Origin of the sequence: Nocardia sp. NPDC059764, from assembly GCF_042732555.1 — a bacterium.
GTDB lineage: Bacteria > Actinomycetota > Actinomycetes > Mycobacteriales > Mycobacteriaceae > Nocardia.
The window spans coordinates 20228-35418 of record NZ_JBHWHH010000064.1 but is presented as its reverse complement, the minus strand read 5'-3'; the positions used below and the strand labels follow the sequence as shown (position 1 = coordinate 35418).

12 protein-coding genes are annotated in these 15191 nt (G+C 68.2%); all 12 read right to left on the bottom strand.

Annotation, left to right across the window (positions count from 1 at the left end):
• Positions 1-12: 12 nt before the first annotated feature.
• The 12 genes from nuoN to ACFV4K_RS16505 all read right to left on the bottom strand — a co-directional run bounded on the left by nuoN (position 13) and on the right by ACFV4K_RS16505 (position 15191).
• Positions 13-1626 carry an NADH-quinone oxidoreductase subunit NuoN gene (gene nuoN, locus ACFV4K_RS16560; protein WP_379275658.1) on the bottom strand — a complete coding sequence of 538 codons (1614 nt, stop codon included), beginning with the start codon at positions 1624-1626 and terminating at the stop codon, positions 13-15.
• Positions 1623-3248, bottom strand: coding sequence for an NADH-quinone oxidoreductase subunit M (locus ACFV4K_RS16555; protein ID WP_379275656.1), 1626 nt, complete (start codon positions 3246-3248; stop codon positions 1623-1625). The genes nuoN and ACFV4K_RS16555 overlap by 4 nt, the downstream gene beginning before the upstream one ends.
• Before the next feature lie 20 nt (positions 3249-3268).
• Positions 3269-5140: an NADH-quinone oxidoreductase subunit L gene (gene nuoL, locus ACFV4K_RS16550; protein ID WP_379275663.1), complete on the bottom strand. Its 1872-nt coding sequence runs from the start codon at positions 5138-5140 to the stop codon at positions 3269-3271.
• A gap of 19 nt (positions 5141-5159) precedes the next feature.
• Positions 5160-5459 (bottom strand): NADH-quinone oxidoreductase subunit NuoK, encoded by a 300-nt coding sequence (gene nuoK / locus ACFV4K_RS16545; protein WP_357010729.1) that lies wholly within the window; start codon positions 5457-5459, stop codon positions 5160-5162.
• Positions 5456-6286, bottom strand: coding sequence for an NADH-quinone oxidoreductase subunit J (locus tag ACFV4K_RS16540; protein WP_379275654.1), 831 nt, complete (start codon positions 6284-6286; stop codon positions 5456-5458). The genes nuoK and ACFV4K_RS16540 overlap by 4 nt, the downstream gene beginning before the upstream one ends.
• The gene (gene nuoH / locus ACFV4K_RS16535) at positions 6283-8046 is read right to left on the bottom strand and encodes an NADH-quinone oxidoreductase subunit NuoH (protein WP_379275661.1); all 1764 of its coding nucleotides are present in this window, start codon (positions 8044-8046) and stop codon (positions 6283-6285) included. Before nuoH ends, ACFV4K_RS16540 begins: the two co-directional genes overlap by 4 nt.
• A gap of 7 nt (positions 8047-8053) precedes the next feature.
• Positions 8054-10522, bottom strand: coding sequence for an NADH-quinone oxidoreductase subunit G (locus ACFV4K_RS16530; RefSeq protein WP_379275652.1), 2469 nt, complete (start codon positions 10520-10522; stop codon positions 8054-8056).
• The gene (gene nuoF / locus ACFV4K_RS16525; RefSeq protein WP_379275650.1) at positions 10519-11841 is read right to left on the bottom strand and encodes an NADH-quinone oxidoreductase subunit NuoF; all 1323 of its coding nucleotides are present in this window, start codon (positions 11839-11841) and stop codon (positions 10519-10521) included. Before nuoF ends, ACFV4K_RS16530 begins: the two co-directional genes overlap by 4 nt.
• A complete protein-coding gene (gene nuoE / locus ACFV4K_RS16520) occupies positions 11838-12533 on the bottom strand; it encodes an NADH-quinone oxidoreductase subunit NuoE (RefSeq protein ID WP_379275648.1) in 696 nt (231 codons plus the stop codon). Before nuoE ends, nuoF begins: the two co-directional genes overlap by 4 nt.
• Positions 12530-13852 (bottom strand): NADH dehydrogenase (quinone) subunit D, encoded by a 1323-nt coding sequence (nuoD, locus tag ACFV4K_RS16515; protein ID WP_379275659.1) that lies wholly within the window; start codon positions 13850-13852, stop codon positions 12530-12532. Before nuoD ends, nuoE begins: the two co-directional genes overlap by 4 nt.
• Positions 13853-13860: 8 nt before the next feature.
• Entirely contained in the window at positions 13861-14574 is a 714-nt protein-coding gene (locus ACFV4K_RS16510) for an NADH-quinone oxidoreductase subunit C (RefSeq protein ID WP_379275646.1), read from the bottom strand.
• A 62-nt stretch (positions 14575-14636) separates the two neighbouring features.
• Positions 14637-15191 (bottom strand): NADH-quinone oxidoreductase subunit B family protein, encoded by a 555-nt coding sequence (locus ACFV4K_RS16505; RefSeq protein WP_040808330.1) that lies wholly within the window; start codon positions 15189-15191, stop codon positions 14637-14639.

The window sequence follows — 15191 nt, the reverse complement described above, 5'->3', positions numbered from 1 at the left end:
TCTGTGTTCGGGTCAGTGGGTGAGGGATGCCGCGTTCTTGGCGAGGTCGAGGAGGGGCTGGGGGAAGATGCCGAGTACCAGAGTGGATGCGGCTGTGAGGGCGATGACCGTACTGGTCAGGGTCGGGTAGACGACGGTGGGTGGGTTGGTGGGGGCGTCGGTGAAGAACATGAGGACGATGACGCGGATGTAGAAGAAGGCGGCGATGGCGCTGGAGATGACACCGACGATGACCAGGGTTGCCGCTTCGCCGCTGGTGGCTGCGGCGAAGACGCCGAATTTGGCGATGAAGCCGCTGGTGAGGGGGATGCCGGCGAAGGAGAGAAGGAACAGGGAGAAGGTGGTGGCCAGCCAGGGGGAGCGGCGGCCCATGCCCGCCCAGGCGGGGAGAGCTGTTGCCTCGTCGCCGTTTTCATCGCGGACCAGGCTGACCAGGGCGAAGGCGCCGACGGTGCCGAGGCCGTAGACCGCCAGGTAGAAGAGGGTGGAGGAGATGCCGGCGGTGGTGGCGGAGACGATGGCGGTGAGGATGAAACCGGAATGCGCCACGGAGGAATACGCGAGCATGCGCTTCATGTCGGTTTGGGTGATGGCGAGAATCGCGCCGACGACCATGGTGGCGATGGCGACCGCCGCGAAGACCGGGCGCCAGTCGTTGCGGAGGTTGGGGACCGCGACGTACAGCACGCGCAGCAGTGCACCGACTGCGGCGATCTTGGTGGCGGCGGCCATGAACGCGGTGACCGGAGTCGGCGCGCCCTGATAGACGTCGGGAACCCAGGACTGGAACGGGACCGCGCCGATCTTGAAGAGCAGGCCGACGGCCAGCATGGCGACGCCGATCACGGCCAGCGTGTGCGATTTGCCGTCATCACGGGCCACCGCGTCGGCGATGCCCGCCAGCCGGATGGTTCCCGCGTAGCCGTAGAGCAGAGCCATCCCGTAGAGGAAGAAGGCCGACGAGAACGCGCCCAGCAGGAAGTATTTCAGCGCGGCCTCCTGGGAGAGGAGACGGCGGCGGCGGGCCAGGCCGCACAGCAGGTACAGCGGCAGCGACAACACTTCCAGCGCCACGAACATGGTCAGCAGATCGTTCGAGGCGGGGAAGAGCATCAACCCGGCGAGGGCGAACATGGTGAGCGGGAAGACCTCGGTGGTCGCGATTCCCGCTTTGGTGGCGGCGATCTCGTCGAGGCTGCCGGGTGTGGAGGCGGCCTGCGGGGTGAAGGCGTCCACTCCGCCGCGGGAAGCGGTGAGACTCCAGGTGCCGGGTCCTTCACGGCGCACCGGCACCCGGTCGGCCCGCCGCTCGGCGATGAAGAGCAGTCCGAGAAGGCCGACCACCAGGATGGTGCCCTGCAGGAACAGTGAAACCCCGTCGATGGCAACGGCTCCCACAACCGCGGTCGCCCGGACATCGCGCAGTCCGATGACCGCGCCCAGCGCGACCGCCATCCCGCCGAGCCCGAGCACCAGCTGGATCACATAACGCGACGCGCGCGGCGCGAATGCCTCCACCAGCACCCCGGCGACCGCGACACCGAACACGATCAACATCGGTGACAGGTACCGGTATTCGATGCTCGGTGCTGGGACCGTCGCGGCGAGCAGCAGACCTCCACTCATTTGTGGGCACCTCCGGTGTTCGTCTGGGCGGCTTCCGGCTGCACCGCCGGGGCCGGATTGTGCTGTCCGATGGTGGTGAGGGTGCGGGCGACGGCCGGGTCGATCCGGTCCAGCACCGGCTTGGGGTACGCGCCCAGGAACAGCAGGGCGACGATGAGCGGGACCACGACCACCATTTCGCGCGGCAGCAGATCGTAGAGCCGCTCGTTGCCTTCCTTCACCGGGCCGGTCATCATCCGCTGGTACATCCACAGCACGTACACCGCGGCCAGCACCAGGGCGGAGGCCGCGATCACGGCCGCCACCGGGTAGCGGGTGAATGTGCCGATCAGCACCAGGAATTCGCTGATGAACGGGGCGAGCCCGGGCAGCGACAGCGTGGCCAGGCCGGAGATGAGGAAGGTGCCCGCCAGGATCGGCGCGACCTTCTGGACGCCGCCGAAGTCGGCGATGAACCGGGATCCGCGCCGCGACACCAGGAATCCGGCGATGAGGAACAGCGCGGCGGTCGAGATGCCATGGTTGATCATGTACAGCGTCGCCCCGGTGCCACCCTGGGTGGTGAGCGCGAAGATGCCCAGGATGATGAACCCGAAGTGCGAGATCGAGGTGTAGGCGATCAGCCGCATCACATCGGTCTGCCCGATGGCCAGCAGTGCCCCGTACAGGATCCCGATCACCGCGAGCACGCTGATCAGCGGCGCGTATGTCGATGTGGCCGAGGGGAACAGCAGCAGGCAGTAGCGCAGCATGCCGAAGGTCCCGACCTTGTCGACCACCGCCATCATGAGCACCGCACTGGCGGGGGTGGCCGCCACCGCGGCGTCCGGCAGCCAGGTGTGCAGCGGCCACAGCGGCGCTTTCACCGCGAACGCGAACATGAATCCGAGGAACAGCGCGTTGAGCACCGCGGGCGTCGCCCCGAGCTGCCCGGAGTTGGCGGCCTCCATGACGGTCCGGAAGTCGAAGGTGCCGCCACCGTGGCTGCCCAGCTTCTCCCGGGCGGTGATGACGTAGAGCCCGATCACCGCGGCCAGCATGATGAGTCCGCCGAACAGGTTGTACAGCAGGAACTTCACCGCGGCCCGCGCCCGCTGCTGACGCAGCGCCATATCCCCGGCTCGGGGGCCGAAGCCGCCGATGAGGAAGTACATCGGGATCAGCATGACCTCGAAGAACACGTAGAACAGCAGAATGTCCAAGGCGGTGAACGAGACCAGCACCATGGATTCCACGACCAGGGTGAGCGCCACGTAGTAGTGCGCGACCCGCGGCCCGGTGCCGACCTCCCGCTCGTCCTGCCAGCCCGCGATCAGCAACAGCGGCACCAGTCCGGCGGTCAGCAGGACCAGTACCAGCGCGATCCCGTCGAGGCCGACCGTGTAGCCCGCCCCGAAGGCCGGGATCCACTGCCGGTCCTCCACGAATTGGTATTGCGCCCCACCGGTTTCGAACCGGGTGGCCAGCCAGATACCGATGCCGAGCGTGCCCAGCGAGACGATCAGCGCGAAGGCCCGCACCGCGGCCCGCTGTCCCGCCGGGAACAGCAGCGCGAGCGCGGCCCCGCCGAGCGGCACCGCCCACAGCAGGGTGAGCCAGGGAAAGTCGCTCACGGAGTTCATCGGTGCGTTCGCAAGCTCATTCACAGGAACCTCACCGCCAGCAGGGCGGCGACCACGAGGGCCGCGCCGGTGAACATGGACAGGGCGTAGGAGCGCACGAATCCGGTTTGCACGCGCCGGATCCGGGCCGACAGCCCGCCGATCACCGCGGCCGTGGAGTTGACCAGGCCGTCGATGCCGCGGTTGTCGACGAACACCAGCGACCGGGTCAGGTGCTGTCCGGGACGCATGAACGCGGCCTCGTTGGCGGCGTCGCCGTACAGGTCGCGGCGCGCGGCCTCGACGAGCGGGTTGCCGGCCGGCGCGGTCTCGGCGATCGGGGACTTGGCGTACTGGTCGTAGGCCACCCAGACACCGGCCGCGACCACCGCGAGCGCGAAGAAGGTGATGGCCCAGGCGGGAATCACCGGTTCGCCGTGGTGTTCGCCAACCACGGGGGCCAGCCAGTTGGTGAGCGAGGACCCGTAGGCGAAGAGCATGCCGGAGAAGACGGATCCGAAGGCCAGCAGGATCATCGGCCCGGTCATCGAGGCGGGTGCCTCGTGCGGATGCGTGCCTTCGTTCCAGCGGCGCTCGCCGAAGAAGGTGAAGATCATGACGCGGGTCATGTAGAACGCGGTGATGCCCGCGCCGCACAGCGCGGCCAGACCGGTGACGATGCCGCCGACGCCCCCGTACGCGAACGCCGCCTCGATGATCCGGTCCTTGGACCAGAAGCCCGCGAACGGTGGAACACCCAGGATCGCAAGGTATCCGAGCCCGAAGGTGACGTAGGTGACCGGCAACAGCTTGCGGAGTCCGCCGTAGCGGCGCATATCGGTCTCGTCGTTCATGGCGTGCATGACCGAGCCCGCGCCGAGGAACAGTCCGGCCTTGAAGAAGCCGTGGGTCAGCAGGTGCATGATCGCGGCCGCGTACCCGACCGGGCCGAGTCCGGCCGCCAGCACCATGTAGCCGATCTGGCTCATGGTCGAGGCGGCGAGCGCCTTCTTGATGTCGTCCTTGGCGCAACCGATGATCGCGCCGAACACCAGGGTGACCGCGCCGACGGCCATCACGGCCGCCTGCGCGCCCGGCGCGAGATCGAAGATCGGGTTGGAGCGGGCGATCAGATAGACGCCCGCGGTGACCATGGTTGCGGCGTGGATGAGCGCCGACACCGGCGTCGGACCCTCCATGGCGTCCCCGAGCCAGGACTGCAGCGGCACCTGCGCGGACTTGCCGCAGGCCCCGAGCAGCAGCAGAAGCCCGATGGCGGTGAGGGTTCCGGTGCCCGCGTGGCTCGCGGACCCGAACACGGTCTGGAAGTCGATGCTCCCGAAGGTCGCGAACATGACCATGAGCGCGATGGCCAGCCCCATGTCGCCGACCCGGTTGACCACGAACGCCTTCTTGGCCGCCGTCGCGGCGGACGGCTTGTGGTACCAGAATCCGATCAGCAGGTAGGACGCCAGGCCGACGCCTTCCCAGCCGAGGTACAGCACCAGATAGTTGCTCGCGAGGACCAGCACCAGCATGGCGGCCAGGAACAGGTTGAGGTAGGCGAAGAATCGCCGCCGTCCCTCGTCGCCCTTCATGTACCCGATCGAGTAGATGTGGATCAGCGATCCGACACCCGTGATCAGCAGCGCGAAGCACATCGACAGCTGGTCGAGTTGCAGCGTGAAGTCGACCTTCAGCCCGGCCACCGGCACCCACTCGAACAGCGTGTAGTGCACGGCCCGTTCGGAATTCGGCCGGTCCAGCATGTCGGAGAACGCCCACGCCGCGACCACGAACGAGGCCAGCGCCAGCGCGGTGCCCGGAATATGGCCCCACGTGTCGCTGATCCGGCCGATCAGCAGCAGGAAGACGGCTCCCGCGAGCGGGAGCGCGGGCATCAGCCACAGCAGCATCTGTGCGGTATCCATGTCAGTACCGCAGCAGGTTCGCGTCGTCGACCGAGGTCGAGCGGCGGGCACGGAAGATGCTCATGATGATGGCCAGGCCGACCACGACCTCGGCGGCGGCCACCACCATGGTGAAGAACGCGAAGACCTGACCGTCGAGATTGCCGTGCGTGCGCGCGAAGGTGACGAAGGCCAGGTTCACGGCGTTGAGCATGAGCTCGATGCACATGAACACCACGATGGCGTTGCGCCGCACCAGGACTCCGGCGGCGCCGATGGTGAACAGCAGGGCCGAGAGGTACAGATAGTTGTCCGGATTCACCGCTGGCCTTCCTCGTGAGTGTCGTCGCCGGGAACGTCGCTGCCGTCGCCGACGGTCAGCACGACCGCTTCGGTGTGGGCGCGATTGCGGCGGTGCCGCAGGATGGTGCTGACCGACAGCTCCTCGAAGGAGCCGTCCGGCAGCCGCGCGGGCGCGTCGACGGCATTGTGGCGGGCGTACACGCCGGGCGTGGGCAGCGGCGTCACCCGGGTGCCCACGCGGAAGCGTTCCTTGGACAGGGTGCGCTGATCGGTGGGCGGCCCGAACCGTTCGCGGTGCGCGAGCACCATGGCGCCGATGGTCGCGGTGATGAGCAGCGCGCCGGTGAGCTCGAACGCCCACACGTAGCGCACGAAGATGAGTTCGGCCAGCGCCCCGATGGTGTCTTTGCCGCCCAGGCCGGGTCCGGTCTCGGCGACGCTCTTGTCGGCCGTGCCGCGGGCGATGCCGCCGATGAGCAGCATGCCGAAGCCGATGCCCACCACCACGACCGCGAGCCGCTGCCCGCGCAACGTCTCCCGCAGCGACTCCGCGGAATCCACGCCGACGAGCATGAGTACGAACAGGAACAGCATCATGACCGCGCCGGTGTAGACGACGATCTGCACGATGCCCAGGAACAGCGCGCTCTGCGCGATGTAGAACGCCGACAGCGTGATCATGGTGGCGGCCAGGCACAGTGCCGAGTGCACGGCCTTGCGCGCGCAGACCATGCCGAGCGCGCCGAGCACCGCCACCACGGCGAGGATCCAGAACTGGACGGCCTCGCCGGTGGAGGTCTGGGTGACGATCTGCTGGGCGGGCTGGGCGATCCGGTCGGTGATCATGATTGGTTGGTCCCTTCCGCTCCGGCGAGTTCGCTTGCCGCGCCGGGGACTTCGCCGCGGTAGTAGGAGCCTTCGTCCGCGCCGGGATACATGGCGTGCGGCGGGGCGACCATGCCCGGCTGCATCGGGGCGAGCAGATCCTGCTTCTCGTAGATCAGCCCGGCGCGGTTGTCGTCGGCCAGCTCGTACTCGTTGGTCATGGTGAGCGCCCGGGTCGGGCAGGCCTCGATGCACAGACCGCACCCGATGCAGCGCAGGTAGTTGATCTGGTAGACGCGGCCGTAACGCTCACCGGGAGAGAAGCGTTCGTCCTCGGTGTTGTCGGCGCCCTCGACGTAGATGGCGTCGGCGGGACAGGCCCAGGCGCACAGCTCGCAGCCGATGCACTTCTCCAGCCCGTCCGGATGCCGGTTGAGCTGGTGCCGGCCGTGATAGCGCGGCGCGGTCGGGGTCTTGACCTCGGGGTAGAGCTCGGTGTTGGGCTTCTTGAACATCGTCGAAGCGGTGACCACGAATCCGCCCAGCGGGGCCAGCAGATCCGGCTTCGGCGTGGACGCCATCGGCGTCGCGGGCATCGGCGGCACCGGGAAGTCCGAGTACGCCCGCGTCGAGTCCGGGTCCGGCGAGGCTTTGGAACGGTCGTGGCCCGCGTGCCCGGCCCGGATCACCAGCGCCAGCAGCACGGCCGCGACCACCAGCCCGCCGATCACCATGCCCGCGGTCTGGATGTGGGTGCCGTTGTTCTGCAGCACCTTCAGGGTCGCGACGAACATGACCCAGGCCAGCGACACCGGGATCAGCAGCTTCCAGCCCAGGTTCATGAACTGGTCGTAGCGCAGGCGGGGGAGCGTGCCGCGCAGCCAGATGAACACGAACAGGAACGTCCACACCTTGGCGGTGAACCACAGCATGGGCCACCAGCCGCTGTTCGCGCCCGCCCACAGGCTGATCGGGAACGGCGCGTGCCAGCCGCCGAAGAACAGCGTGGTGGCCAGCGCGGACACGGTCGCCATATTGATGTACTCGGCCATCATGAACATGGCGAATTTGAGCGAGGAGTACTCGGTGTGGAAGCCGCCGACCAGCTCGCCCTCGGCCTCGGGGAGGTCGAAGGGCGCGCGGTTGGTCTCGCCGACCATGGACACCGCGTAGATCAGGAACGACGGCAGCAGCAGGAAGACGTACCAGGTTCCCTCCTGCGCCTTGACGATTCCCGAGGTGGACATGGTGCCCGAGAGCAGGAACACCGCGGCGAAGCACAGCGCCATGGCGATCTCGTAGGAGATGACCTGCGCGGTGGAGCGCAGCCCGCCCAGCAGCGGGTAGGTGGACCCGGACGCCCAGCCCGCGAGCACGATGCCGTACACGCCGACCGAGGCCATGGCCAGGATGTAGAGCACGCCCACCGGCATATCGGTCAGCTGCAGCATGGTCCGGTGCCCGAAGATGCTGACCTGCGGACCGAACGGGATCACCGCGAACGCCATCACGGCGGGGATCAGCGAGATCACCGGCGCGAGAATGAAGATCGGCTTGTCCACGATGGCCGGGATGATGTCCTCCTTGAGGAGCATCTTCACGCCGTCGGCGATGGACTGCAGCGAGCCGCGCGGCCCGACCCGGTTGGGTCCGACGCGCATCTGCATGAACGCCACGATCTTTCGTTCCGCGTACACCGCCAGCATCGGGATGAGCAGCAGGAACACGAAGATCCCGATGGATTTCACCAGTACCAGCCACCACGGATCGTGGCCGAACATACTCAGGTCACTCACGGTGGTCCTCCCGTCGGATACGCACGAGGTGGCCGGGTGTGGTGCCGAGCTGCACCAGCACGTCGGAGCCGGGGGAATTCATGGGCAGCCACACCACGCCGTCGGGCATCTCGGTGATGACCAGGGGCAGGGTGATGTGGCCGTGGTCGGTCGCGGCGGTCACCGGATCACCGGTGGTGGCGCCGATCTCGGCGGCGGTCCGGGCGGACAGCCGCACCACGGGGGTGCGCGCGGTGCCCGCCAGGTTGGGTTCGCCGTCCTGGAGACGACCGCGGTCGATGAGCATGCGCCAGGACGCGAGCACCGCTGTGCCCGAATGGGGTTGGGCCGGCGGATGCGGGCGGTGCACCGGTGTCGGGGCGGGCGCGCCGTCCCAGACTCCGAGGTCGGCCAGTTCCGCGCGGGCGCCGGCGGCGTCGCGCAGGCCCAGCCGCACCCCCATCTCGTTGGCGATGGCGTCGAGGACCCGGTATTCGGGCATCGGCGCGGCCTCGCGGCGGACGGTGGAATCCCGCAGGGCGGCCTCGAATTGGCGGTGGCGGCCCTCCCAGGTGAGGAAGGTGCCCGCCTTCTCCATGGCCGAAGCGACCGGGAACACGACGTCGGCGCGCTGGCTGATGTCGCTGCGACGCAACTCCATCGACACCACGAAGCCCGCCGCGTCGATGGCCTGCAGGGCGGCGTGCGCGTCGGGCATGTCGCCGACCTCGACGCCGCCGATGAGCAGTGCGCCCAAACTGGGTGCGGCGGCCAGGATGGCTGCGGTGTCGCGGCCGGGCGTGCCCGGCAGCTCGTCCACGTTCCAGGCGTCGCGAACCTGTTTGCGCGCGGCGGGATCGGCGACCGGTCGCCCGCCGGGCAGCAGCACCGGCAGTGCCCCGGCCTCGAGCGCGCCGCGCTCCCCGGCGCGGCGGGGGATCCAGGCCAGAGTCGCGCCGGTGTCGTCGGCCAGCCGCGCCACCGCGGACAGGCCGCCCGGAATGCCACCGAGGCGTTCACCGGTGAGGATGAGCGCACCGGGCTCGCGCAGCAGGTCCGCGACCTCGCGCAGCCGGGCGTATCCGGCGGTCAGCTCATCGGTTTCACCGGTCCGGATCGCTTCCAGCACATGCGGTTCCGCGCCCGGGGCGGCCGGCAGCAGGGTGCCGGACAGCTTTTGCAGGCCGCGGGTCACATACGGTGCGAGCGAGTAGATCGGCGTGCCGTTGCGGCGTGCGGCCTTGCGCAGCCGCAGGTACACGATCGGCGATTCCTCCTCCGCCTCGAATCCCACCAGCAGCACGAACGGCGCGCGTTCGAGGGCGGCGTAGTCGACGGTGATGCCCTGCCCGGCCACCCGGGCGGCCAGGAAGTCGGCCTCCTCGGCGGAGTGCTCGCGGGCCCGGAAGTCGATGTCGTTGGTGTTCAGCGCGACTCGCGCGAACTTGGAGTACGCGTAGGCGTCCTCGAGGGTCACCCGGCCGCCGACCAGGACGCCCGCCTTGCCGCGTGCCGCGGCCAGGCCACGGGCGGCCGCACCGATGGCCTCCGACCACGACGCGGGCTGGAGGCTGCCGTCCCAGCTGCGCACCAGCGGCGTGGTGAGCCGATCGGAGTCGGTGAGGTAGGTGAACGCGAAACGGCCCTTGTCGCAGTTCCATTCCTCGTTGACCTGCGGGTCGTCACCGGCCAGGCGGCGCATCACCTTGCCGCGCCGGTGATCGGTGCGCTGGGCGCAGCCGCTCGCGCAGTGCTCGCACACCGCCGGACTCGACACCAGGTCGAAGGGGCGGGCACGGAAGCGGTAGGTGCTGCCGGTGAGCGCGCCGACCGGGCAGATCTGCACGGTGTTGCCGGAGAAGTAGGAGTCCAGCGGCTCCCCGGCGGCCGTGCCGACCTGTTGCAGCGCACCGCGTTCCATCAGTTCGATGAACGGGTCGCCGGCCACCTGCTGCGAGAACCGGGTACAGCGGGCACACAACACGCAGCGCTCCCGGTCCAGCAGGATCGCCGAGGACAGCGGAATCGGCTTGGGGTAGGTGCGCTTCTCACCCTCGAAACGGGATTCGGCACGCCCCGCCGACATGGCCTGATTCTGCAGCGGGCATTCGCCGCCCTTGTCGCACACCGGGCAGTCGAGGGGGTGATTGATGAGCAGCAGCTCCATCACGCCCTCCTGCGCCTTGGCGGCGACGGGGGAGGAGACCTGGGTGCTGATCACCATGCCCTCGGCCACGGTCTGGGTGCAGGAGGCGACGGGCTTGCGCTGCCCCTCGACCTCCACCAGGCACTGCCGGCACGCGCCGACCGGGTCGAGCAGCGGATGGTCGCAGAAGCGGGGGATCTGGACGCCGATGAGTTCGGCGGCCCGGATCACCAGGGTTCCGGCGGGCACCGAAACCGGGGTGCCGTCGATGGTCACGGTCACCATGTCGGTGGGGGTCACCCCGCCACCGGTTGTGGAGCTCACTGTCGAGGTCATCGTGCTCCTTGGGTGGCCCAGGCCGTGGTGCGGGCCGGGTCGAACGGGCAGGCGCCGAGGCGGATGTGCTCGGCGTACTCGTCGCGGAAGTACTTCAGGGAGGAGAAGATCGGGCTGGCCGCGCCGTCACCGAGGGCGCAGAAGGACTTGCCGTTGATGTTGTCGGCGATGTCGGCCAGCTTGTCCAGGTCGGTCTGATGGCCCTGGCCGTTCTCCAGGCGTTGCAGCAGCTGGACCAGCCAGTAGGTGCCTTCGCGGCAGGGGGTGCACTTGCCGCAGGATTCGTGGGCGTAGAACTCGGTCCAGCGCAGCACCGCCCGCACCACGCAGGTGGTGTCGTCGAAGATCTGCAACGCCTTGGTGCCGAGCATGGAGCCCGCGGCCGACACGCCCTCGTAGTCGAGGGGGACGTCGATGTGTTCGGCGGTGAACAGCGGGGTCGACGAACCGCCGGGAGTCCAGAACTTCAGGGTGTGCCCCTCGCGGATGCCTCCGGCGTAGGTCAGCAACTCGCGCAACGTGATTCCGAGGGCCGCTTCGTACTGGCCCGGTCGCGTCACGTGACCGGAGAGCGAGTAGAGGGTGAACCCCGGCGACTTCTCGGTGCCGAACGACCGGAACCACTCCACGCCATTGGCGAGGATCAGGGGCACGGACGCAATGGATTCCACATTGTTGACCACGGTCGGGCAGGCGTACAGGCCGGCCACGGCCGGGAACGGGGGACGCAGACGCGGCTGGCCGCGGCGGCCCTCCAGCGAATCCAGCAGCGCCGTCTCCTCACCGCAGATGTAGGCGCCCGCCCCGGCGTGCACCACGATCTCCAGGTCGAAACCCGAGCCCTGGATATTGCGGCCGAGATAGCCCGCCTCGTACGCCTGCTGCACCGCGGCCTGCAATCGCCGCAGCACCGGCACCACCTCGCCGCGCACGTAGATGAACGCGTGTGAGGCGCGGATGGCGTAGGCCGCGATGATCACGCCCTCGATGAGGGTGTGCGGGGTGGCCAGCATGAGCGGAATGTCCTTGCAGGTGCCGGGTTCCGACTCGTCGGCGTTGACCACCAGGTAGTGCGGCTTGGTGACGCCGTCCGGGCCGGGGCCCTGCGGGATGAAGCCCCACTTCATGCCGGTCGGGAAGCCCGCGCCGCCGCGGCCGCGCAGGCCGGAGTCCTTGATGGTGGCGATGACCTCGTCCGGCTGCATGCGCAGCGCCTTGGGCAGGGCGCGGTAGCCGCCCTGGCGGCGGTAGGACTCCAGGGTCCAGCTGTCCGGATCCGCCCAGTGCTTGGTGAAGACGGGTGTCAAAGCAGTCGTCACCGTGAGCCTCCGTCGGTCGAATCCTGTTCGGCGGCACGCAGACCGGCCAGCGAGGCGGGCCCGGCCAGGCCGTCGGTGGCGCCCGGCCGCTGGTCCGGGTAGCCGGCGAGAATGCGGGCGGTCTCGCGGAAGGTGCACGGCGGGATGCCGCTGCGCGAACCCGTCGGCGGCTGCTCACCGCGCAGCGAATCCACCAGCGCCTTGGCCGATTCCGGGGTCTGATTGTCGAAGAACTCCCAGTTCACCATGATGACCGGCGCGTAGTCGCAGGCGGCGTTGCACTCGATGTGCTCGAGGGTGACCATGCCGTCGGCGGTCGTCTCACCGTTCTTGATACCCAGGTGCTGCTTCAGATCGGCGAGGATCTGATCGCCGCCCATGACCGCGCACAGCGTGTTCGTGCAGACACCGACGTGATAGTCACCGGTGTTCGTACGCCGGTACATGGAATAGAAGGTCGCCACCGCGGTGACCTCGGCATCGGTCAATCCCAGCTGCTCGGCGCAGAATTCGATGCCGGTGCCCGACACGTACCCCTCCACCGATTGCATCAAGTGCAGCAGGGGAAGCAGAGCCGAACGTGGGTGCGGATACCGGGCGATGATCTCGCGGGCCTCCTCCTGCAGCCGGTCGTGCGCCTCCGGCGGGAACGGGATCGGCCGCGCGGTCAGGTTCAACAGGATCTCTGTCATCGGTCGACACCTCCCATGACCGGGTCGATGGAGGCGACGGAGGCGATCACGTCCGCGACCAGGCCGCCCTCGCACATCGCCGCCACCGCTTGCAGATTCGTGAACGAGGGGTCGCGGTAGTGGACCCGGTAGGGGCGGGTGCCGCCGTCGCTGACCATGTGCACTCCCAGCTCACCGCGCGGGGACTCGACCGCCACGTACACCTGGCCGGGCGGGACCCGCAGGCCCTCGGTCACCAGTTTGAAGTGGTGAATCAGCGATTCCATGGAGGTGCCCATGATCTGGCCGATGTACTTCGGCGAGTTGCCGAGGCCGTCCGGCCCGAGCTGCAAGTCGGCCGGCCAGGCAATCTTCTTGTTCTCCACCATGACCGGGCCCGGCCGCAGCTTGTCGAGGCACTGCTCGACGATCTTGACCGATTCCTTCATCTCGTTGACGCGAATCACGTAGCGGCCATAGCAGTCGCAGCCGGTGTCGGTCTGCACCTCGAACTCGTAGTTCTCGTAGCCGCAGTAGGGCTGGGACTTGCGCAGATCGTGCGGCAGCCCGGTGGAACGCAGCATCGGGCCGGTGATGCCGAGCGCCATGCAACCGGTCAGGTCCAGATAGCCGACATTGCGGGTGCGGGCCTTCCAGATGGGGTTCTCGTTGAGCAGCATTTCCATGTCCCGCAGCCGCGTCGGCAGCAGGTCCAGGAGTTCGCGCACCTTCTGCACGCCGTCGTCGGGGAGGTCCTGGGCCAGGCCGCCCGGGCGGATGTAGGCGTGGTTCATGCGCAGACCGGTGATGGTCTCGAACACGTCGAGGATGAGTTCGCGTTCCCGGAAGCCGAACAGCATCGGGGTCAGCGCGCCCAGCTCCATGCCGCCGGTGGCCAGCGCCACCAGGTGCGAGGAGATGCGGTTCAGTTCCATGAGCATCACGCGAATGACATTGACGCGCTCGGGGATCTGATCGGTGATGTCCAGGAGCTTCTCCACCGCGAGGCAGTACGCCGTCTCGTTGAAGAACGGCGACAGGTAGTCCATGCGGGTGACGAAGGTGGTGCCCTGCACCCAGCTGCGGTACTCGAGGTTCTTCTCGATGCCGGTGTGCAGATAGCCGATGCCGCAGCGGGCCTCGGTGACGGTCTCACCCTCGATTTCGAGAATGAGCCGCAGCACCCCGTGCGTGGAGGGGTGCTGCGGGCCCATGTTCACGACGATGCGTTCCTCGGCGATGCCGTCCAGGCTCGCGGAGATCTCGTCCCAGTCGTTCCCCACCACGGTGACCGAGCGTTCGGGCCGTTCCCGGGTGTCGCGACGGGACTTGGTGTCCATGTTGTTCATTACGAGTACGTCCTCCGCTCGTCGGGCGGCGGGATGCGCGCGCCCTTGTATTCGACCGGGATTCCGCCGAGCGGATAGTCCTTGCGCTGCGGGTGGCCACGCCAGTCGTCGGGCATGGCGATGCGGGTCAGCGACGGGTGACCGTCGAAGAGGATGCCGAAGAAGTCGTAGGTCTCCCGCTCATGCCAGTCCACCGTCGGGTAGACCGAATACAGGGAGGGCAGGTGCGGATCACTGTCCGGCACCGAGACTTCCAGCCGCAGGCGGCGGTTGTGGGTGATCGAGTTCAGGTGGTAGAGCGCGTGCAGCTCGCGCCCGGTGTCCTCCGGGTAGTGCGCGCCACTGGCGCCCAGACACAACTCGAAGCGCAGGGCTTCGTTGTCGCGCAACGTCTTCGCGACCAACACCAGGTGATCGCGGCGGATGTGCAGGGTGAGCTCGCCGCGGAACACGACGATCTTCTCCACCGCCTCGTCGAAGGTCTCGGCCAGCGCCAGACGCAGATGTGCGATGACCTCGTCGAAGACCGGGCCGTACGGGGCGGGGGTGCCGCCGGGCATGGAGACGGTCCGGACCAGGCGGCCGTAACCGGAGGTGTCGCCGGTGCCGGAGACACCGAACATGCCCTGCCGCACGCCGATCACATCGTCGGCGGGCGGTGCGGACTCGGCGGCCGGAGACTCGGCGGCAGCGGATTCCGTTGTGTCCGACATTTTCTCAGTGGGTTCCACGGCCGCCTCCGGGGGGATCTCCGTGCCGGCAGGTGCATCGAAGCTCAACGCAGCAGCCCCTTCAGTTGAATGGTCGGGGTGCTGGCGAGCGCGGCGGCTTCGGCCGCGCGCACGGCCTCTTCGCGATTGACGCCGAGCGGCATCTCCTGAATCTTCTCGTGCAGCTTCAGGATCGCGTTCAACAACATCTCCGGCCGCGGCGGGCAGCCGGGCAGATAGATATCGACCGGGACGATGTGGTCGACGCCCTGCACGATGGCGTAGTTGTTGAACATGCCGCCCGAGGATGCGCAGACACCCATGGCCAGCACCCATTTCGGTTCGGTCATCTGGTCGTAGACCTGGCGCAGCACCGGGGCCATCTTCTGGCTCACCCGGCCAGCCACGATCATCAGATCGGCCTGGCGCGGCGAGGCGCGGAACGCCTCCATGCCGAAGCGGGCGATATCGAATCGCCCGCCGCCGGTGGCCATCATCTCGATCGCGCAGCACGCCAAGCCGAACGTCGCCGGCCAGAGCGAACTCTTGCGCAGATAGCCGGCCAAATCTTCCACCGTGCTCAGCAGGAACCCGCTGGGCAGTTTCTCCTCGAGACCCAT